Genomic DNA, 20,192 nt, shown 5'->3' with positions numbered 1-20,192 from the left:
GCAGTGAATAGGCCCAAGCGACTGTTTAGCAAAAACACAGGTCTCTGCGAAGCCGTAAGGCGAAGTATAGGGGCTGACACCTGCCCGGTGCTGGAAGGTTAAGGAGAGGGGTTAGCGTAAGCGAAGCTCTGAACTGAAGCCCCAGTAAACGGCGGCCGTAACTATAACGGTCCTAAGGTAGCGAAATTCCTTGTCGGGTAAGTTCCGACCCGCACGAAAGGTGTAACGATTTGGGCACTGTCTCAACCAGAGACTCGGTGAAATTATAGTACCTGTGAAGATGCAGGTTACCCGCGACAGGACGGAAAGACCCCGTGGAGCTTTACTGTAGCCTGATATTGAATTTTGGTACAGTTTGTACAGGATAGGCGGGAGCCATTGAAACCGGAGCGCTAGCTTCGGTGGAGGCGCTGGTGGGATACCGCCCTGACTGTATTGAAATTCTAACCTACGGGTCTTATCGACCCGGGAGACAGTGTCAGGTGGGCAGTTTGACTGGGGCGGTCGCCTCCTAAAGTGTAACGGAGGCGCCCAAAGGTTCCCTCAGAATGGTTGGAAATCATTCGTAGAGTGCAAAGGCATAAGGGAGCTTGACTGCGAGACCTACAAGTCGAGCAGGGACGAAAGTCGGGCTTAGTGATCCGGTGGTTCCGCATGGAAGGGCCATCGCTCAACGGATAAAAGCTACCCCGGGGATAACAGGCTTATCTCCCCCAAGAGTCCACATCGACGGGGAGGTTTGGCACCTCGATGTCGGCTCATCGCATCCTGGGGCTGTAGTCGGTCCCAAGGGTTGGGCTGTTCGCCCATTAAAGCGGTACGCGAGCTGGGTTCAGAACGTCGTGAGACAGTTCGGTCCCTATCCGTCGTGGGCGTAGGAAATTTGAGAGGAGCTGTCCTTAGTACGAGAGGACCGGGATGGACGCACCGCTGGTGTACCAGTTGTTCTGCCAAGGGCATAGCTGGGTAGCTATGTGCGGAAGGGATAAGTGCTGAAAGCATCTAAGCATGAAGCCCCCCTCAAGATGAGATTTCCCATAGCGTAAGCTAGTAAGATCCCTGAAAGATGATCAGGTTGATAGGTTCGAGGTGGAAGCATGGTGACATGTGGAGCTGACGAATACTAATAGATCGAGGACTTAACCATATAATATGTAGCAATGTTATCTAGTTTTGAAGGAATATACCTTCAATAGTCTGGTAATGATGGCAGAGAGGTCACACCCGTTCCCATACCGAACACGGAAGTTAAGCTCTCTAGCGCCGATGGTAGTTGGGACCTTGTCCCTGTGAGAGTAGGACGTTGCCAGGCTATTATTATTCCGCAGTAGCTCAGTGGTAGAGCTATCGGCTGTTAACCGATCGGTCGTAGGTTCGAGTCCTACCTGCGGAGCCATTATGCTTCCATAGCTCAGCTGGTAGAGCACTTCCATGGTAAGGAAGAGGTCACCGGTTCAAGCCCGGTTGGAAGCTTGGGAAGAGTTTTGAAATTTTTGGCCCGTTGGTCAAGTGGTTAAGACACCGCCCTTTCACGGCGGTAACACGGGTTCGAATCCCGTACGGGTCACCACTTTTGGAGGATTAGCTCAGCTGGGAGAGCACCTGCCTTACAAGCAGGGGGTCGGCGGTTCGATCCCGTCATCCTCCACCATATATATTTTAAATGTCGGAGGGGTAGCGAAGTGGCTAAACGCGGCGGACTGTAAATCCGCTCCTTCGGGTTCGGCAGTTCGAATCTGCCCCCCTCCACCATTTTCTTTAAAATAACCTGAGAGGGTTTATTTTTTTGAAAAGATAACCATACTAGTAAATATTAATGGGCTATAGCCAAGCGGTAAGGCAACGGACTTTGACTCCGTCATGCGCTGGTTCGAATCCAGCTAGCCCAGCCATTTACGAGCCATTAGCTCAGTTGGTAGAGCATCTGACTTTTAATCAGAGGGTCGAAGGTTCGAATCCTTCATGGCTCACCATTTTCGCGGAAGTAGTTCAGTGGTAGAATACAACCTTGCCAAGGTTGGGGTCGCGGGTTCGAATCCCGTCTTCCGCTTTATTACTAAGGGGCCTTAGCTCAGCTGGGAGAGCGCCTGCCTTGCACGCAGGAGGTCAGCGGTTCGATCCCGCTAGGCTCCATCTAAATAAAAAAGCTTACATCATATGATGTAAGCTTTTTTTGTATTTAAAAAGACAACTTTCATACTTGTCGTTTAAAATGAAGAAAATGTAAAAGTAAAGGATGGGGGATAATTGTGAAAGTTGTTATTGCATCTGATTCATATAAAGAAAGCTTAAAAGCTATAAAAGTATGTGAAGCTATTGAAAGAGGATTTGGAGCAATTTTTCCTAAAGCAGAGTACGTAAAAATACCAATTGGAGATGGAGGTGAAGGAACGGTTGATTCACTTGTGGATGCTACAGATGGAAGAATGATACCTCTTCATGTGACAGGACCGCTTAGAGAACGTGTACAAGCCTTTTACGGTATGTCTAAAGATAAAAAGACAGCGTTTATTGAAATGGCAGCAGCATCAGGATTACAACATGTTCCGGTTAAAAAGCGAAACCCACTTATTACAACGACTAAAGGAACCGGAGAGCTTATACTACATGCGCTAGACGAAGGAGCCGAGCACATTATTTTAGGACTTGGCGGAAGTGCTACAAATGATGGCGGAGCAGGTATGTTGTCAGCTTTAGGGGTCAGGTTTATAAATGGAAAAGGGGAAGTAATAGAGCCATCTGGAGGAACGTTACATTCGATTGTCGCTATTGATTTTTCATGCATGGATTCACGCTTACTGCATATAAAGATAGAAGCAGCATGTGATGTAGATAATCCGTTAGTTGGAATAAGGGGAGCATCTTTCGTATTTGGGAGGCAAAAGGGTGCGAATGCAGAGATGATGAAAGAGCTGGATGAGAATTTAAAGCATTATGCGAATATCCTTAAACAATACTTATCTTGCGACGTATCTAAAATACCTGGCGCAGGAGCCGCAGGAGGAATGGGAGCAGCTGTTATTGCAGTGTTAAAGGGAAACTTGCGGAGAGGAATTGAAATTGTATTAGACTATACAAATTTTGATAAGCATATAGAAGGAGCAGATTTAATTATAACTGGCGAAGGGAGAATAGATGAACAAACAGCATATGGAAAGGCCCCTGTAGGTGTTGCAGAGCGTGCAAAGCATTTTCGTATTCCTGTCATTGCTATTGGAGGATCTGTATCTCCGAATTATCCAGCTGTTCATGAAAAAGGAATCGATGCAGTATTTAGTATTACAGCGAGTCCTATGACATTAGAAGAGGCATATAAAGTAGCGGAAGAGAATATCGAAATGACAGCAAAGAATATTGCCGCAGTATGGAAAATAGCATCAGAAAAACACTTCTAAATGTAGGAGTGTTTTTTATTATTATTTAATAATAATGATGGTAGTTGTTTCATTAAGTTAACTTTATACATAGAATAGTCTTGAAATTGGGTTTTTAAGGCGAATACAAGTGAATAATTTGTATATCCATACAGAAAAATGTTGAGTTGAGTCAGACTATATAAAAGATTTAAAATATTTAGTGAAGGCATAAAAGGGGGATACTATCTATGAAAAAAGAAATCTCAGTTATTGGAGTTCCAATGGATTTAGGACAGATGCGTCGCGGGGTAGATATGGGGCCGAGTGCAATCCGTTATGCAGGCGTAATTGAAAGAATTGAAGAAATTGGATATAACGTTAAAGATATGGGAGATATATGTATAGAGAGAGAAAAAGAAATAGATGTAAATACAAGCTTAAGAAACCTTACACAAGTTGCAACTGTATGTAACGAATTAGCAAGTAAGGTGGATCATATTATAGAAGAGGGACGTTTTCCACTTGTATTAGGTGGTGACCATAGTATCGCAATTGGTACATTAGCTGGTGTTGCGAAACATTATAAAAATTTAGGTGTTATTTGGTACGATGCACATGGTGACTTAAATACAGAAGAAACTTCACCATCTGGAAATATTCATGGCATGTCACTTGCAGCAAGTTTAGGGTATGGACATCAAACGCTTGTAGATTTATACGGGGCATATCCAAAGGTGAAAAAAGAGAATGTTGTCATTATCGGTGCACGTGCATTAGATGAAGGAGAAAAAGACTTTATTCGCAATGAAGGTATTAAAGTATTCTCGATGCACGAGATTGATCGTATGGGTATGACGGCCGTTATGGAAGAAACAATCGCTTATTTATCTCATACTGATGGTGTACATTTATCATTAGATTTAGATGGTCTTGATCCTCATGATGCACCAGGAGTTGGCACGCCTGTAATTGGTGGCCTATCTTATCGTGAAAGCCATTTAGCAATGGAAATGTTAGCGGAAGCTGATATTGTTACATCTGCTGAGTTTGTTGAAGTAAATACAATTTTAGATGAGCGAAACAGAACGGCAACAACAGCAGTTGCTTTAATGGGTTCTTTATTCGGTGAAAAACTAAAATAAATGTAAGAAAAGCAACTGAGAAGTTGCTTTTTTTATTTGAAAATAAGCGTATAATAATGATTTATATTATACTGTACGATAATAATGTTTGACATCTTACCAATTTAGACTAAAGGAGGGTTGTTTGTAATTGTCGTTTGTTTCATGTATGGTATAATTAACTAGTTGTTGGAAATACATACAGATAGAGCATAAAACAATATTTCAATATATGGATAGAATTGCTCGTAAGTAGGAGGAAGGGTTAGCATGCCTTTTGAAGATACGACCATTTTGAAATATCTTAGTACGGTATTAGATATTGCCGTTGTATGGTTTATTATATATAAGCTAATTCTCATAATCCGAGGGACGAAAGCTGTTCAACTTTTAAAAGGGATTACAGTTATTATTGTCGTTCGGATGATCAGTATTTTCCTTGAATTACATACGCTTTATTGGCTAACTGAGCAAGTATTAACGTGGGGATTTTTAGCCGTTATTATTATTTTCCAGCCAGAATTGCGAAGAGCACTTGAGCAGCTAGGACGCGGGAGTTTATTTTCGCGTACTGGAACTCAGGAGGACGATGAGCCTGAAATCGTTGCAACAGCGATAGCGAAAGCGACGGAATATATGGGGAAACGTAGAATTGGTGCATTAATTACTTTGTCAAAAGAGACTGGTATGGGTGATTATGTGGAAACGGGTATTCCGCTAAATGCAAACGTATCATCGGAATTACTCATTAATATTTTCATTCCTAATACACCTCTTCACGATGGAGCAGTAATTATGCAAGGAAGTACCATTAAAGCAGCAGCGTGTTATCTTCCGTTATCGGAAAGTCCTTTTATCTCTAAGGAACTAGGAACTAGGCATCGCGCTGCAATGGGAGTTAGTGAAGTTACTGATAGTATTACAGTAGTTGTGTCGGAAGAAACTGGCCAAATTTCTTTAACGAAAAATGGTAAGTTGCATCGTGATTTGAAGACAGAACAACTGAAAGATATGTTGTTAGCTGAATTTAGTGCGAACGAAAAAACGACTTCTTCGTCTTTATGGAATTGGAGGAGAAAGCGTCATGGATAAGTTAATGGAGAATCATTGGTTTCTAAAAGGGATCTCATTACTATTGGCGTGTATGCTTTTTATGTCAGCGACTTTAACTGAAAAAAATACGACATCGGGGATAATACCTTTCGCAAATGATGCGAAAGAAACCTTAACTAATTATGCCATTAACCTTAAGTATGATGAAGAGAAATATATTGTAAGTGGTATTCCGTCAGAGGGCGTTAAGGTGAAGTTAGAGGGCCCAAAAGCAGCAGTTGCTACAGCAAAAGCGAAAAAACAATTTGATATACCAGTTGATTTGAGAGATAGCGAAAAAGGAACTTATGAAGTTTCTTTGAAAACGAACGGGCTTCCAGATGATGTGAAAGGAACAGTTCAGCCATCAACAATTAAAATTACTCTACATGAAAAAGCGAGAAAATACGTCCATGTAGACTTAAAATTATCAAATGAGGATCAAATGCCAGCGGGTTCTACTCTCGAAAAATCAAACATTAAACCTGATACTGTTGAGGTAGTTGGGACGAAAGAAGAAATTGAAAGTATTTCATCTGCTAAGGCGTATATTGATTTAAAAGGTGTTAATAAAACTGTTACAAAAACAGCCGAAGTTACATTATACAATAGAGAAGGAAAACGTTTAAATGTAAGAACGAGTCCATCTAAAATTAGTGTAACATTGAATGTGGCGACGCAAGCTACGGCCAATAATACTGAAAAAACTGTTCCTGTAACGTATACGAAAAAGGGGAGTTTACCAGAAGGATTGGCCGTTACAAATATTAGCATTGAGCCGAGAGAAGTAACGATAGCAGGTCCAAAAGATATCTTGGATAATATACAATCGATAGAGGGGGTCGAAGTAGATCTTAGTCAATTGACAGAGTCTACAACATTCGATACCTCTGTTTTATTGCCAAAGGGTGTAACAAGTGCAAAACCGAATCAAGTGAAGGTTTCGGTAGGAGTGCAAAAAACAAAACAAACGAAAACAAGAACGATTGATGGTATATCAATTCAAAAAAATGGACTTTCTAAAGATGTTACGGCCCAGCTACTTTCGCCGCAAGATGGGAAGATAAGCGTTGATATTTCAGGAGAAACAAGTATAGTAGATAAAATAACAGCTGCTCAAATAACAGCAGCCATTAATCTGCAAAATGTATCTCCGGGGACGAAGGATGTTTCTATTCAAGTGAGCGGTCCTGGTAATATTTCAATAGAGCCAAAGCAAAAAAGTGCTAAAGTCACAATTGTGAAGAAAGAAAATCCAGACAAAGAAGTACAGGGTAACGGTGAAAAACCAGATTCAAATAATAACCAAGATAATCAAACTGAAAAACCAAAAAATCCTGAACCTGAACCTGAACCTAAGCCTGACACGGAACAGGAACAAAATAAAGATAAAGAAAAAGAAAAAGAAAAAGAAACTAGTCAAGAGCCAACAAAAGAAACTAGTCAAGAGCCAACAGTAGATAATCAAAAAGAGCCAGAAAAAGGAGCGAATCATAATGGGTAAATATTTTGGTACAGATGGAGTACGCGGGGTTGCGAACCAGGAGTTAACACCTGAATTAGCGTTCAAAATTGGACGTTTTGGTGGTTATGTATTAACAAAAGATACAGATCGTCCAAAAGTAATTATCGGCCGTGATACACGTATATCAGGACATATGTTAGAAGGAGCTTTAGTAGCAGGTCTATTATCAACTGGAGCAGAAGTAATGCGCCTTGGCGTTATTTCTACACCAGGTGTTGCTTATTTAACAAAAGCGTTAGATGCACAAGCAGGTGTTATGATTTCTGCATCTCATAATCCAGTACAGGATAACGGAATCAAATTCTTCGGTTCAGACGGTTTTAAATTAACAGATGAGCAAGAAGCAGAAATCGAAGCTTTATTAGACAAAGAAGTTGATGAACTACCACGTCCAACAGGTACGAACCTTGGACAAGTGAGTGATTATTTTGAAGGCGGACAAAAATATTTACAATATATTAAACAAACTGTAGAGGAAGATTTCTCTGGTTTACATATCGCTTTAGATTGTGCGCATGGTGCTACGTCTTCTTTAGCTCCATACTTATTCGCGGATTTAGAGGCTGATATTTCAACAATGGGAACTTCACCAAACGGCATGAACATTAACGATGGAGTAGGTTCTACGCATCCAGAAGTATTAGCTAAATTAGTAAAAGATAAAGGCGCTGATATCGGTCTTGCCTTTGATGGTGATGGTGACCGTTTAATCGCTGTAGATGAAAAAGGAAACATCGTTGATGGCGATCAAATTATGTTTATTTGTGCGAAGTACATGAAAGAAACTGGTCAACTAAAGCATAATACAGTCGTTTCGACTGTTATGAGTAACTTAGGTTTCTACAAAGCACTTGAAGCTAACAATATCACAAGTGATAAAACAGCAGTTGGTGACCGTTACGTAATGGAAGAGATGAAGCGTGGTGGTTACAACTTAGGTGGAGAACAATCGGGTCATATTATCTTACTTGATTACATTACAACTGGTGATGGAATGTTAAGTGCACTTCAACTGGTAAACATCATGAAAATGACGAAAAAACCATTATCTGAGCTTGCAGGTGAGATGACAAAATTCCCACAATTACTAGTAAACGTTCGTGTAACAGATAAAAAACTAGCATTAGAAAATGAAAAAATTAAAGAAATTATTCGTGTTGTAGAGGAAGAAATGAACGGTGATGGCCGCATTCTTGTTCGTCCATCTGGAACAGAGCCACTTATTCGTGTAATGGCAGAAGCACCAAAACAAGAAGTGTGTGACGCATATGTACATCGCATTGTAGAAGTTGTGAAAGCTGAAGTTGGCGCTGAATAATTCGATAAATTTATTGAAAAGGAGCACAAAAAGTGCTCCTTTTTCATATGTTTTATAGACGATGAAAAAAAATTCATTGACGGTTTATCCATGTTTGTTATAAGATGGTCTTGTTCTTTTTCTCAAAGGAAATATTGTAAATTATAGAAGCGCCAGAACTACAAGTAGTGTAGTTGACGAGGTGGAGTTTATCGAGATTTCGGCGGATGACTCCCGGTTGTTCATCACAACCGCAAGCTTTTACTTAAATCATTAAGGTGACTTAGTGGACAAAGGTGAAAGTGTGATGAGAGAAAAGGAACGGATGAAAACTAGCTGTATAAGTATATACGGACTTAAACCCAATCGAGAGGAAGGTGAAAGCCGTTACAAGCTTACAGGGCTAGCAATATGTAATCCGTTTTTTAGTATAAATAAAAATGGTATCGGACTATGTCGTTACATGTTCGCAGAGCAATGTAAGCATTTGTAACGGCGACTAAACATGTGTGGAATCGTAGGATTTATTGGAGAGCAAGATGCAAAGGAAATTTTATTAAAAGGTTTAGAAAAGCTAGAATATCGTGGATATGATTCAGCAGGTATTGCAGTACAAACAGGTAACGGTGTTGTTGTATACAAAGAAAAAGGTCGTATTGCAAAACTTCGCGAAATCGTAGATGAGAACGTAGCAGCAAGCGTGGGGATCGGTCACACACGCTGGGCTACACATGGTGTTCCAAGCAAAGTAAACGCGCATCCGCATCAAAGTACATCAAAACGCTTTACACTAGTTCATAACGGTGTAATTGAAAACTATGAATTAGTGAAAAAAGAATATTTACAAGATGTAACGTTCGTAAGTGAAACTGATACAGAGATTATCGTACAGCTTATGGAACAACAAGTGAGCACAGGACTAAGTGTAGAAGAAGCGTTCCGTAATACGCTATCTCTTTTACATGGCTCTTATGCAATCGGATTACTTGATGCTGAAAATCCAAACATGATTTATGTTGCTAAAAACAAAAGCCCGCTATTAGTAGGTGTTGGTGACAACTTTAATGTTGTGGCGAGCGACGCTATGGCGATGTTACAAGTTACAGATCAATTTATTGAGTTAATGGATAAAGAAATCGTAATCGTAACGAAAGAAAGTATTACAATTAAAAACTTACAAGGTGAAACGATTGAACGTGCACCGTTTACAGCGGAATTAGACGCAAGTGATATTGAAAAAGGAACATACCCTCATTTCATGCTGAAAGAAATCGATGAGCAACCACTTGTAATCCGTAATATAATTCAAAAGTACCAAGATGAAAATGGCGAGATTGAACTGAATGAAGATATCCGTAACGCAATTTTAGACAGCGATCGTATTTACATCATTGCATGTGGAACAAGTTATCATGCAGGTCTTGTTGGAAAACAATTTATCGAGAAGTTTGCAAAAATGCCAGTTGAAGTGCATGTAGCAAGTGAATTCTCTTATAATATGCCATTATTAACAGAGAGACCATTCTTCATTTACATTTCACAAAGTGGTGAAACAGCTGATAGCCGTGCAGTACTTGTACAAACGAATGAAATGGGTCATAAAGCATTAACGATTACAAACGTACCTGGTTCTACACTTTCTCGTGAAGCTGATTATACACTTCCGTTATATGCGGGACCAGAAATCGCAGTTGCATCAACGAAAGCTTACACAGCACAGCTTGCGGTACTTTCAATTTTAGCTGCGGACATTGCTAAAGCGAAAGGCGAAGTTCTTGATTTTGATTTAACACACGAATTAGGACTTGTAGCAAATGCGATGATAGAACTTTGTGATCAAAAAGAAGAAATGGACGCATTAGCAAAACAATTTTTAGCAACAACTCGTAACTGTTTCTTCATCGGACGTAGCGTAGACTTCTACGTAGGATTAGAAGGTGCGTTAAAGCTAAAAGAAATCTCTTACATCCAAGCAGAAGGATTTGCTGGAGGAGAATTAAAACACGGTACAATCGCCTTAATTGAAAATGGTACACCAGTTATCGCACTTGCTACACAAGAGCACGTAAACCTTGGAATTCGTGGTAACGTGAAAGAAGTAGTAGCACGCGGAGCAAACCCATGTATCATCTCAATGAAAGGCTTAGAAATGGAAGGTGACAGCTTCGTATTACCAGCTGTACACGAAGCATTAGCACCGCTAGTAGCAGTTATTCCATTCCAACTTATTTCATACTATGCAGCACTTCACCGCGAGTGTGACGTTGATAAGCCACGTAACTTAGCTAAGTCTGTTACTGTTGAGTAGGAAATTGGTAGGTTAATAAATATAGTTGTGGATTTGAAATAAATTTAAGAATTTGTACCCCTTTGGATAGTTTATCTAAAGGGGTATCTTTGTGCCGAAAAAGAACATCTAAAATTGCTAAGTGGATAGCACCCTACTAATGAAAGTTTTACTTTATCGGATTTGGAATAAAACTACTTTTGTTTATCTGAATTTTCCGTTATTATTTTAAGTATTCGTGAACAATTTTCTTTATTATGACGAGATGCGACGATAGATTCATGGACATTATAAGGGGGACTTATTATATGAAAGTGAATGAAAAAACATATTTAAGTATAGAAGAGATTATTTCAGTACCAGCCTTATCAAGTGCAAACATAAGTGATGATGGCGAAAACGTAGCATTTGTTAAGAAGAGCGCTAACTGGGAAGACAATACGTATAGAAATCATGTATGGATATATGAAGCAGATAAAGGGCAGAGTTACCCACTAACAAATGGGGATATAGATAGTATACATCCATTATGGTTTCCAGATTCCAAGAGCATTGCATACCTTAGCCCAAGCGGTGAGGGGGCTAATACAAATCAGATCTTTGTAAAATCAATAGAAGGTGGTAGTGAGGTTCAAATTACGGATGAGAAGGAAGGAGTTAATACATTCAAATGGGACCCTACTGGTAAAGGTTTTTATTATATTGCACAGTCAAAAGAATGTGAGGAAATAAAGAAACGTAAGGGACTATATGGAGATTTTCACCATGTAGGTAAGGAACATCGGAATAATTGTTTATACTACGTTGAAATAGAAAAAGTGATACAAAATGATAAACAGGAACGGAAAGTTAGCGGTATTTATCAACTAACGAATGGTAAGGATTTTTATATACATAACTTTGATATTTCAAATGATGGGAAAAAGGTTGTATGTATGGCTACACCAAGCTTAAACGATTATATGAATGGTGATATATATATATTAGATGTTAGAGCTGGGGAACTACAAAAGATGAATATAGATAAGTTGTTAGGAGCGAGCGTCTGCTTTGCTCCTGAGGACGATAAAATATGTTACGCAGCAAGCATAAGAGAGAAGGATTACTATAGAAATCATATACAAGATAATACATTAGAGATATATGATATGAATACTGGAGAGGTAATTCAGCCTTTAACAAATTTTGATAGTACGGTTATGCCATTACAGTGGACAGCTAAAGGGATTTTAATTAGATGGCAGGATAAAACGAATTATCGTATTGGATTGCTATGTGAGGATGGCACTGTGGAAATGTTAAGCGAAAAAGTAGATGGCTTTATAATGGATGCCTCTATAACAAGGGATGGCAATCATATAACCTATAATAAGGCTATAACAAATGAAACCTTTGAAATCTATTTGGATGATAAAAAAGTAACAAATGAAAATAGCTTTTTCGAAGGAAGGCTTAAAAGTAACAGAGAAATCATCTCATGGAAAAGTAGTGATGGACTGGAAATAGAAGGAGTTTTATCAACCCCAGTAGAGTTTGACGCAAATAAAAAATATCCCTTATTAGTAGTAATCCATGGTGGTCCGAATTGGGCGTCCTTTCCGATATTTTCAGACTGTTTTAATGAGAAATATCCGATTGAACAGTTTATCGAAAAAGGCTTTATCGTTTTAGAGCCAAACTATAGAGGAAGTTCTGGTTATGGTAATGAATTTTTAAAAGCAAACTATAGAAAACAAGGACTTGCTGATTATGATGATGTTATATCTGGAGTGGATGCACTAGTTGAAAAAGGGATTGTAGATAAAGAGAGAGTAGGGGTTATGGGATGGAGTAACGGAGGATATATATCAGCTTTCTGTTCTACATGTAGCAGTAGATTTAAAGCTATCTCAGTTGGGGGAGGAATTACGAACTGGAGTACTCATTATGTAAATACAGATATCCCTTACTTTATTAGCATGTATTTAGGAAATACTCCATGGAATGATCCAGAGATATATAAGAAAACATCACCAATGACATATATTAAATCAGCCTGTACGCCTACGTTAATTCAACATGGGGAAAAGGATGTAAGAATTCCAATTACAAATGCATATGAGCTATATGAAGGGTTAAGAGATATGGAAGTTGATACGGAGTTAATTATATTTAAAGGAATGGCATATAGTTCGAATCAGCCAGGAATGAATGTGGCTATTATGAAGCAGAACTTGATGTGGTTTTCACACTATATTCTTGGAGAAAGCATGAAAGATTTTCGTACTATATAATGGATATCCGCACAGGGATTTTTCGTTGTGCAATTGTATCAGATTGTTGTAAACTGTATGCAAACCATTATTGAGAAGATTTAAATGATTATAGGGAACGGAATTCGGAGGACTAATATGACAAAGAATAAAAATGAGTTATCTGTAGAACAACGTGAAGAACTATTAAAAGTATTACAAGCTCGTTTTGAGAAAAACATGAACCGCCATGAAGGTCTTGAATGGGATAAAGTTGAAGTGAAGCTGGCTACTAATACTGAAAAATTATGGTCAATTTATGAAATGGAAGTAACTGGCGGTGAGCCGGATGTTGTTGGTTATGATGAAGAGAAGGACGAGTATACTTTCTATGATTGTTCAAAGGAGAGTCCTAAAGGTCGCAGAAGTCTTTGTTATGATCTTGAAGCGTTAGAGGCAAGAAAAAAGCATAAACCAGAAAATAACGTTATTGATGTAGTAACTGCTATGGGCATTGAATTATTAACGGAAGAACAATATCGAGAGTTGCAACAACTTGGGGATTTCGATATGAAATCATCAAGCTGGGTACAAACGCCTTCAGATATTCGAGAACTCGGTGGTGCTCTATTTTGCGATTATCGCTTCGGACACGTTTTTGTGTACCACAATGGAGCAGATTCCTATTATGCTGCTAGAGGATTCCGTGGTTCGTTAAGAGTTTAAATTTGGAGTAAGTAAGAAAAGAGCCTATACTTAGGCTCTTTTTCTTATTTATATTTTAAAAGTAAACTGTTACTACGCAGTTTTACTTAATTTATATGTTTCATGGTTGTTTTTACGGAAAAGTTTAGGGAAAACATAGCCATCTAATCCAATACGTCCAGCGTTATGACCTGCAACTAAAATGAACATAGTTAAAATAAGCAGATTTGGGTTTACACTAACAGTTCCACTTAGTAAAAATGAAAGATTCATTATAATTCCAAAGAATGCAGCAGTTTTTGTTAATCCGCCTAAAATTAAACCTAGACCTACTAAAATTTCTCCCCATTGAACTAAAAAGCTAAATAGGTCTGCGTTTGGAAGAACAAAGTGTTGAAGGAAATCTGCCCACCAACTTTGTACGGCAGGGTGATCACCTGATGCCTGAACGATAGCGCCCTTTAGAAAACCACTTGCATCAAAAGATTGTCCGAAAACTTTGCCTATCCCAGCAGCGAGCCATGCATATCCTATGTAAAATCGTAAAAATAATAATATGAAAGCAGCACGTTTATCAGTCCTTAAAAAATTGATAACCATTGAAATCCCTCCAATATTTTATTTACATGTTTATTATATATCCATTGTGAAAAAATTCACAATGGATAAAGTGTGAACAAAAAATATGATTTTTCATTTGTACATAAAGTATTTGGAAATGTATTGTTTGGAGGATGAATAATACATGAAGGGAGCTCTCCACTAAAATAAGTAGCTCCCGTAGTAAACTGATTCATGTACGTTCTTTTAACTAGCTACTATTAGCTTATCTTGTCTTTTCCTTATTATTTCTCTGGTTTTATATAAGGAACAACTTGTGCAGTAACTCCTACAGAAGCACCGCGAATAAAGTCTTGGTTTTCTAATGCCTTAAAGTTTTCTGTTTTTCCTGTTAGCATAACCCCTAAGATTTTCACTTGATCAAATGGTTTGCTCTTGTTTGATTTTAAAAACTTCTGGATAGTTTCGTCATGTCCATCGTCATCGTATTGGTTAAGTGAATCAACGAACTCTTTGTACGCTTCTGCAGGGGACTTGTCTGGATTAAATCCATAAACGGGCATACCAGCAGGTCCTTTGCTTTCATCTCCAATTGGTGAGATCATATATAACCATACAATGTTTAAGTTGTCTGGAATTTTTTCTTTAATTTCTTGTAGTGTATAGGGCTGATTGAAAGAGATAGCAACTTCAGCAACATAGTTGTTCATTTGTGAAACTTCCCCTAATTCATTTTGGACACCATCAAAATACTCCGTAATAGCGGGATTATAAAATGTTGCAAATTTTTTCTTTGTTTGTTTATCGTACTCATAGAACTCTTTATTAGACCAATAAAAACCAGGCGTTAATTCATTGGAATCGATATTGATGCGGATCCAACCATAGGAGCTTGTTAATGTATTCCACGGGACTACGTAACCATTAATGTTTTTAGAACGATTTGATATAATATTGCCGCCAAACATGGATGAATTACTCGTTATTTGAGAATCAATTTGTACATTCGGTTCTGCAATGTCGTTATGTAAAAAGAGTCGTTCGTGAAGCTTCGTAGAGCTTTTGGCTGCAAAGTAATTGCCAACTTTATAAATTATAGGGATAAGCATGATTACAACGGTAATAGAAGTAATGATGATTTTAAGTAACTGTTTCCTTTTCGCTTTTTTTAATGCATCTTTTAAAGAAGTATCCATTAAGGTTTTCCTCCTATTTTTGAGTGAATTGCTTTACGTGCACGATGTAACTTTTGTTTGACGCTATTTACTTGAATATCTAGTATTAGGGCGATTTCCTCATATGAAAAGTTGTAGTAGTACTTTAAAAAGAAGGCTTCTTTATATTCTAGTTTTATATCTTTTAATAGATAGAAAATCTCATCTTTATTTAAAACGGCGTCTAATTCTCGGTCTGTATATTGTAATTTTGAATAAATCTCTTCAGTTAAATAGATGGTTTGTTGCTCTTTTTTCCTCTTCAAGTCAATGTATTCGTTTAATGCGACTCTGAAAAACCATGGACGTATGTTACTCTCGGTTAGATTATCTAGCAATGTGTATACTTTATAGAAGGTATTTTGGATGATGTCTTCTGCATCTTCTTTTATAGCCCCTTTCGCTAATAGTAGTTTGAACACTTCCTCCCCTAAATTGATAAGATAGGAGGTCAATATATTTTCTTTTCCCATCACTTTTCCTCCCTACACTTATACAACGGATAGGTAATGATAAATGTATACACTTAAATTTAAATTTTGTTCTTTATACAAATAAAAAAGGCATATAACAATCATATGTTATATGCCTTTTCTAATATAGACTTAGTAATTTATTTAGGTAATGTAAATTTAACTTTTTTACCTTGTGAAATATCTTTAGCTTCTTTATTTCTCATAGGTCCTAACTCAATCTCAAAGCTTTTGTCTTTCCAAATCTTTTCATACTGCTCTTGATCTAAAATATATACTTGTAGTAACTCTCCAGATGTTCCTGTTTTGACTGAAGCATTATAGTCATAATTTAATAGCATACCTTCATTAATCGTATATTGTGTACCATCATTCACTCTTAATGTAGAGCTTATAGGAGATAGTGAAACGTCTTGAGCATCTTTGTTATCAAGCTTGAATTTTACTGTTAACAGAACAAGACCGTTTTTAAAATTTGCAAAGCGTGGAGCTTCGACGGAATTTGGTGTGAATTGAGTGAATTGGTATCCGTCTAATGTAACATTAACAGCGCCTAATTCTTGGCTGTTATTAATACTTGATTTCTCTTTTAACATTTTTTTATCGCCCATGTTATTAGCTGTAGCTTTATCTTGGTAGAAAGTGTTATCTGTTGCAACCTTTTCAGCACCTTGTTTGTTTAAACTTAATGAAAAGCTTCCAGGACTTCCGATTGGAGCATCAAATTTTCCTTTATTAGCTTGTGCAGTTGGGACTGTGACTGAGACTGTTGAGAGACTTGAGATTTTCGCTAGATCATCTTTTCCGAATGGATACGCCATATAACCAGAAATAGTTTCCCCTGCTTTTACTAAGTAATCATTCGTTGGAGCAAGCTTAGTTGGTAGCTGATCTTCTTTTGGAATTAAATCTTTATAGTTACTATACGCTTTCTGCGCACCAGTAAATGACATGTCCAATGCTGGCATATAATAAATATCTTTAGCTGAACTATTTTTTACGCTGTAGTTCACAAGAATAACTCCGCCCTCTGTTTGACGATTAAACGGAATGTCGAAGTTTGTATGGAATCCATTTAATTCAACTAATGTGTAACCGTTCATTGATACTGAAACATCTTCAGCTTTATACACTTGTGGTTCCTTATTTTCAAAAAGAACTTTTGTTTTACCACCTGTTTCTTTTTCCATATAGGAAATCAGCTTAGAGTAATCGCTTGAGCTAGTAGCTGTTTTTTCTGTTTTGCTTTCTTTTGTTGTATTTTCTTTTTGTTCTTTATTTGTCGTATCGCTTTGACCACAGCCAGTTATTACAAACGCTGCTACGATTACTGTAGAAAATAAAGAAAGTAATTTTTTTGACATGTTTCTTCCCCCTATTTGTTTAAAACTAGTTGAGTCTGTATAATCAGACCGTTTACAACTCTCACATTAGCCCCACATTTTATTATAAAAAATAAAGCCAGTATTTACCAGTGTTTTTCTGATTGTTTTAATTATTTAATTATTGTAATATACTAAAATTAGTAGAAGGACGGCATAGAATATTGACCTTTATTTTTTTATCATTTAAAATATTACATCATATTGGTATGATAGAAATAGAGATATATGGAAAGGGGACAAGGACTCAATATGTGGATGAGCTTGTAATGATTAGAAACTAGATAGATAAATTTTTCTCTCATAAGTGAGGGGTTATTTAGCTTTCTGTAAATCATTCAAGGACTGCATATTTGGCTTGTGCATCCCTTTTGTAAAGATAATGCATAGGGAAGTTCATATCTCTTATATAAAATATGCGTCCTTTAAAATTGGAGGAGTATATGATGAATCAATTAAAAAATAAAATAGCAGTTGTTACAGGTGTAAGTCGTCTAGATGGTATAGGCGCAGCAATTTGTAAAGAGTTAGCTGAAGCAGGATACGATATATTTTTTACGTATTGGACAGCGTACGATAAAGAGATGCCTTGGGGCGTTAATCAAAGTGAACAAATACAATTAAAAGAAGAGTTACTAAAAAGCGGTGTTAAAGTATCGAGTATGGAGTTAGATTTAACTCAGAATGATGCACCGAAAGAGCTTATAAATAAAGTTACTGAACAACTAGGCTACCCTCATATATTAATTAATAATGCAGCGTATTCCACAAATAATGACTTCTCTAATTTGACTGCTGAAGAATTAGATAAGCACTACATGGTAAATGTTCGTGCGACTACGTTGTTAAGTAGTCAATTTGCTCAAGGGTTTGATAAGAAATCTGGTGGTAGAATTGTGAATATGACGTCGGGACAATTTAAAGGACCTATGGCTGGAGAACTAGCGTATGCAACAACGAAGGGCGCTATTGATGCTCTTACTAGTACGTTGTCAGCTGAGGTAGCTCATTTAGGAATAACAGTGAATGCAATTAACCCAGGTCCAACTAGTACGGGATGGATGACTGAAGAGATAAAGCAAGGATTAAAGCCGATGTTTCCTTTTGGTAGAATTGGTGAGCCGAGGGATGCAGCAAGACTCATTACATTTTTAGTAAGTGAAGAAGCAGAATGGATTACCGGACAAGTTATTCATTCTGAAGGTGGATTTAAAAGGTAAAAAGAAGGTATCTCACCCTGGTGAGATACCTTCTTTTTTAATCTTTCTTCAATCTTCGTGCAACACCGTTCCCTAAAGATTGTAGCCCTTGAACGAGGATAATTAAAATAAAGACAGTTGCATACATTACTTCAGGTTCGTAGCGTAAATGTCCGAATCGATATGCTAAATCACCAAGACCGCCAGCACCTACAAGTCCAGCCATTGCTGTTGCACCGATTAAACCAATCGTTGCAATTGTTAATCCAAGTACAAGGGAGGGACGAGCTTCTTTCACCATAACGTGCCAAATGATTTTTATAGTAGAAATGCCCATCGCTTGGTAAGCTTCAATAACACCACGATCTACTTCTAATAAAGCTGTCTCCATTAATCGTGCAATATAAGGAGCTGTGAATACGACAAGTGGTACGATAACACCTTGCACACCAATGGAGGTTCCCATTAGAAACTTTGTAAAAGGTAAAATGAAGAATAATAGAATGATAAATGGAAGAGAGCGAATGATATTAATAACGGTATTCAAAATAGGATAAATGATTTTATTTTCATGCTGTCCACCAGGTCGCGTTAAAACAAGTGTAACGCCAAGTGGTAATGCAATAAGGATAGAGATAAATAGTGAAATAGATGTCATTTGAAATGTTTGAATGGTTGCTTCCCATATGACTTTACCCCATTCATCCAAAAAGGATTTGTTTCCCATAGTCTGTTCTACCTCCTTCTACGATGATCCCTTGCTCTTGTAAAAATGATAAAGCGCGGTCTACTTCATTTTTCTCACCCTGCATATGAATGATCAGTTTCCCGTATGCTTCATGTTTTAACTGCGTAATATTACCGGATAAAATATTTGGATACACTTGAAAACGTTTTGTAGCGATAGCTAACGCTGGTTCGCCAGAAGAGGTTCCTATAAATGAAAGTGTTACGATTTCTCCGGTTCTTTGAAGTTCTTTTTGTACTTCTTCTGGAATTTTAGTTGCAAATGCACTGTTTACGAATTTCTTCGTTGTTGTATGCTGTGGGTTTGTGAAGATATCCTTCACAGTCCCGCTTTCAACTACTGCTCCATGTTCCATAACAGCAACTCGGTCACATATACGCTGGATAACATTCATTTCATGTGTAATTAATAAAATTGTGATCCCGATTTCTTCATTAATCTTTAATAATAGGTCGAGAATAGAATCAGTTGTTTCTGGATCTAAAGCACTTGTTGCTTCGTCGCTTAATAATACTTCCGGTTCATGTGATAGTGCACGTGCAATGGCAACACGTTGCTTCTGGCCGCCAGAAAGTTCGCTCGGATATGCATCTTTTCGGTCAAAAAGATCGACAATACGTAAATACTTTTCTACCCTTTTTTCAATTTCATTTTTTGGAAGACCAGATAGACGTAACGGTAATGCGATATTTTCATAAACTGTCACAGTTTTAAGTAAGTTGAATCCTTGAAAAATCATTCCGATTTTTTGTCTCGATTTTGCGAGTTCTTTTGCTGATAAAGTTGTTAAGTCTTGGCCGTTTACAATGATATTTCCTGTCGTTGGTTTTTCTAATAAATTTACACATCGAATTAATGTACTTTTACCAGCGCCACTATATCCAATGATTCCAAATACTTCGCCCTTTTTTACTTGAAGGGAAGTAGGTTTAAGAGCTTCTACATTCCCTTTTTTTGTTGTAAATACTTTGGATACATTTTTTAATTCAATCATTATCGTC

Annotated in this window: 16 protein-coding genes, 9 tRNA genes and 2 rRNA genes (1 of these 27 cut by a window edge); 21 read left to right on the top strand and 6 right to left on the bottom strand. The window is 37.7% G+C overall.

Going from position 1 to position 20,192, the window contains the following annotated elements; all coding sequences use genetic code 11:
• From QCI46_RS26575 to QCI46_RS26480, 20 genes are all read left to right on the top strand, one after another.
• Positions 1-1,147, top strand: a 23S ribosomal RNA gene (locus QCI46_RS26575); it begins 1,775 nt to the left of the window's first position.
• 49 nt (positions 1,148-1,196) lie between these two features.
• Positions 1,197-1,312: ribosomal RNA gene (gene rrf, locus QCI46_RS26570) — 5S ribosomal RNA — on the top strand.
• 9 nt (positions 1,313-1,321) lie between these two features.
• Positions 1,322-1,396, top strand: a tRNA-Asn gene (locus tag QCI46_RS26565).
• A gap of 4 nt (positions 1,397-1,400) precedes the next feature.
• Positions 1,401-1,473: transfer RNA gene (locus QCI46_RS26560), tRNA-Thr, on the top strand.
• A gap of 22 nt (positions 1,474-1,495) precedes the next feature.
• Positions 1,496-1,570, top strand: a tRNA-Glu gene (locus QCI46_RS26555).
• 5 nt (positions 1,571-1,575) lie between these two features.
• Positions 1,576-1,651: transfer RNA gene (locus tag QCI46_RS26550), tRNA-Val, on the top strand.
• 17 nt (positions 1,652-1,668) lie between these two features.
• A tRNA-Tyr gene (locus tag QCI46_RS26545) sits at positions 1,669-1,752 on the top strand.
• 65 nt (positions 1,753-1,817) lie between these two features.
• Positions 1,818-1,892: transfer RNA gene (locus tag QCI46_RS26540), tRNA-Gln, on the top strand.
• Between the two features lie 5 nt (positions 1,893-1,897).
• Positions 1,898-1,973, top strand: a tRNA-Lys gene (locus QCI46_RS26535).
• A gap of 5 nt (positions 1,974-1,978) precedes the next feature.
• Positions 1,979-2,050 (top strand) — tRNA-Gly (locus tag QCI46_RS26530).
• A 10-nt stretch (positions 2,051-2,060) separates the two neighbouring features.
• Positions 2,061-2,133, top strand: a tRNA-Ala gene (locus QCI46_RS26525).
• Between the two features lie 116 nt (positions 2,134-2,249).
• Positions 2,250-3,395 carry a glycerate kinase gene (locus tag QCI46_RS26520; RefSeq protein WP_097907824.1) on the top strand — a complete coding sequence of 382 codons (1,146 nt, stop codon included), beginning with the start codon at positions 2,250-2,252 and terminating at the stop codon, positions 3,393-3,395.
• A 209-nt stretch (positions 3,396-3,604) separates the two neighbouring features.
• A complete protein-coding gene (gene rocF, locus QCI46_RS26515) occupies positions 3,605-4,498 on the top strand; it encodes an arginase (protein ID WP_088061671.1) in 894 nt (297 codons plus the stop codon).
• Positions 4,499-4,747: 249 nt separating this feature from the next.
• Positions 4,748-5,569, top strand: coding sequence for a diadenylate cyclase CdaA (gene cdaA, locus QCI46_RS26510; RefSeq protein ID WP_131934676.1), 822 nt, complete (start codon positions 4,748-4,750; stop codon positions 5,567-5,569).
• The gene (locus tag QCI46_RS26505) at positions 5,562-7,073 is read left to right on the top strand and encodes a CdaR family protein (RefSeq protein WP_353841794.1); all 1,512 of its coding nucleotides are present in this window, start codon (positions 5,562-5,564) and stop codon (positions 7,071-7,073) included. The genes cdaA and QCI46_RS26505 overlap by 8 nt, the downstream gene beginning before the upstream one ends.
• The gene (gene glmM / locus QCI46_RS26500; RefSeq protein ID WP_353841793.1) at positions 7,066-8,412 is read left to right on the top strand and encodes a phosphoglucosamine mutase; all 1,347 of its coding nucleotides are present in this window, start codon (positions 7,066-7,068) and stop codon (positions 8,410-8,412) included. Before QCI46_RS26505 ends, glmM begins: the two co-directional genes overlap by 8 nt.
• A 286-nt stretch (positions 8,413-8,698) precedes the next feature.
• Entirely contained in the window at positions 8,699-8,884 is a 186-nt protein-coding gene (locus tag QCI46_RS26495; RefSeq protein WP_033659100.1) for a hypothetical protein, read from the top strand.
• A gap of 12 nt (positions 8,885-8,896) precedes the next feature.
• Positions 8,897-10,699 (top strand): glutamine--fructose-6-phosphate transaminase (isomerizing), encoded by a 1,803-nt coding sequence (glmS, locus tag QCI46_RS26490; RefSeq protein WP_137051642.1) that lies wholly within the window; start codon positions 8,897-8,899, stop codon positions 10,697-10,699.
• Between the two features lie 287 nt (positions 10,700-10,986).
• A complete protein-coding gene (locus QCI46_RS26485; RefSeq protein WP_353841792.1) occupies positions 10,987-12,951 on the top strand; it encodes a S9 family peptidase in 1,965 nt (654 codons plus the stop codon).
• A 117-nt stretch (positions 12,952-13,068) separates the two neighbouring features.
• Entirely contained in the window at positions 13,069-13,635 is a 567-nt protein-coding gene (locus tag QCI46_RS26480) for a DUF4256 domain-containing protein (protein ID WP_353841791.1), read from the top strand.
• Between the two features lie 72 nt (positions 13,636-13,707).
• Here QCI46_RS26480 and QCI46_RS26475 read toward each other — a convergent pair whose 3' ends face one another.
• The 4 genes from QCI46_RS26475 to QCI46_RS26460 form a co-directional block, all read right to left on the bottom strand.
• On the bottom strand, positions 13,708-14,214 hold the full coding sequence (locus tag QCI46_RS26475; protein ID WP_353841790.1) for a DoxX family membrane protein: 507 nt from the start codon (positions 14,212-14,214) through the stop codon (positions 13,708-13,710).
• A gap of 245 nt (positions 14,215-14,459) precedes the next feature.
• Positions 14,460-15,371, bottom strand: a complete 912-nt coding sequence (locus tag QCI46_RS26470) for a sigma factor regulator N-terminal domain-containing protein (protein WP_353841789.1) — start codon at positions 15,369-15,371, stop codon at positions 14,460-14,462.
• Complete coding sequence (locus QCI46_RS26465; protein WP_193674300.1) at positions 15,371-15,862, bottom strand: RNA polymerase sigma factor; 492 nt, start codon at positions 15,860-15,862, stop codon at positions 15,371-15,373. The genes QCI46_RS26470 and QCI46_RS26465 overlap by 1 nt, the downstream gene beginning before the upstream one ends.
• Before the next feature lie 140 nt (positions 15,863-16,002).
• The gene (locus QCI46_RS26460; protein ID WP_353841788.1) at positions 16,003-17,226 is read right to left on the bottom strand and encodes a DUF5068 domain-containing protein; all 1,224 of its coding nucleotides are present in this window, start codon (positions 17,224-17,226) and stop codon (positions 16,003-16,005) included.
• A 461-nt stretch (positions 17,227-17,687) separates the two neighbouring features.
• On the opposite strand from QCI46_RS26460, the gene QCI46_RS26455 reads away from it, so the two are divergent.
• A complete protein-coding gene (locus QCI46_RS26455; RefSeq protein WP_353841787.1) occupies positions 17,688-18,464 on the top strand; it encodes an SDR family oxidoreductase in 777 nt (258 codons plus the stop codon).
• 37 nt (positions 18,465-18,501) lie between these two features.
• Here QCI46_RS26455 and QCI46_RS26450 read toward each other — a convergent pair whose 3' ends face one another.
• Together QCI46_RS26450 and QCI46_RS26445 are read right to left on the bottom strand one after the other, a co-directional pair.
• Positions 18,502-19,170 (bottom strand): methionine ABC transporter permease, encoded by a 669-nt coding sequence (locus tag QCI46_RS26450; protein ID WP_048542980.1) that lies wholly within the window; start codon positions 19,168-19,170, stop codon positions 18,502-18,504.
• Entirely contained in the window at positions 19,145-20,185 is a 1,041-nt protein-coding gene (locus QCI46_RS26445; RefSeq protein WP_353841786.1) for a methionine ABC transporter ATP-binding protein, read from the bottom strand. The genes QCI46_RS26450 and QCI46_RS26445 overlap by 26 nt, the downstream gene beginning before the upstream one ends.
• Between the last annotated feature and the right edge of the window lie 7 nt (positions 20,186-20,192).

This window comes from Bacillus cereus group sp. RP32 (assembly GCF_040459735.1).
Classification (GTDB): Bacteria; Bacillota; Bacilli; order Bacillales; family Bacillaceae_G; genus Bacillus_A; species Bacillus_A wiedmannii.
This window is presented reverse-complemented; position numbering and strand designations above follow the sequence as displayed.

Excerpts from the sequence above, each read along its gene's own strand:
- glmS (WP_137051642.1), top strand. The coding sequence starts at position 8,897 with ATGTGTGGAATCGTAGGATTTATTGGAGAGCAAGATGCAAAGGAAATT.
- rocF (WP_088061671.1), top strand. The coding sequence starts at position 3,605 with ATGAAAAAAGAAATCTCAGTTATTGGAGTTCCAATGGATTTAGGACAG.
- glmM (WP_353841793.1), top strand. The coding sequence starts at position 7,066 with ATGGGTAAATATTTTGGTACAGATGGAGTACGCGGGGTTGCGAACCAG.
- QCI46_RS26465 (WP_193674300.1), bottom strand. The coding sequence starts at position 15,862 with ATGGGAAAAGAAAATATATTGACCTCCTATCTTATCAATTTAGGGGAG.
- QCI46_RS26470 (WP_353841789.1), bottom strand. The coding sequence starts at position 15,371 with ATGGATACTTCTTTAAAAGATGCATTAAAAAAAGCGAAAAGGAAACAG.
- QCI46_RS26450 (WP_048542980.1), bottom strand. The coding sequence starts at position 19,170 with ATGGGAAACAAATCCTTTTTGGATGAATGGGGTAAAGTCATATGGGAA.
- QCI46_RS26480 (WP_353841791.1), top strand. The coding sequence starts at position 13,069 with ATGACAAAGAATAAAAATGAGTTATCTGTAGAACAACGTGAAGAACTA.
- QCI46_RS26505 (WP_353841794.1), top strand. The coding sequence starts at position 5,562 with ATGGATAAGTTAATGGAGAATCATTGGTTTCTAAAAGGGATCTCATTA.
- QCI46_RS26455 (WP_353841787.1), top strand. The coding sequence starts at position 17,688 with ATGATGAATCAATTAAAAAATAAAATAGCAGTTGTTACAGGTGTAAGT.
- QCI46_RS26475 (WP_353841790.1), bottom strand. The coding sequence starts at position 14,214 with ATGGTTATCAATTTTTTAAGGACTGATAAACGTGCTGCTTTCATATTA.
- QCI46_RS26485 (WP_353841792.1), top strand. The coding sequence starts at position 10,987 with ATGAAAGTGAATGAAAAAACATATTTAAGTATAGAAGAGATTATTTCA.
- QCI46_RS26445 (WP_353841786.1), bottom strand. The coding sequence starts at position 20,185 with ATGATTGAATTAAAAAATGTATCCAAAGTATTTACAACAAAAAAAGGG.
- QCI46_RS26495 (WP_033659100.1), top strand. The coding sequence starts at position 8,699 with ATGAGAGAAAAGGAACGGATGAAAACTAGCTGTATAAGTATATACGGA.
- QCI46_RS26460 (WP_353841788.1), bottom strand. The coding sequence starts at position 17,226 with ATGTCAAAAAAATTACTTTCTTTATTTTCTACAGTAATCGTAGCAGCG.
- cdaA (WP_131934676.1), top strand. The coding sequence starts at position 4,748 with ATGCCTTTTGAAGATACGACCATTTTGAAATATCTTAGTACGGTATTA.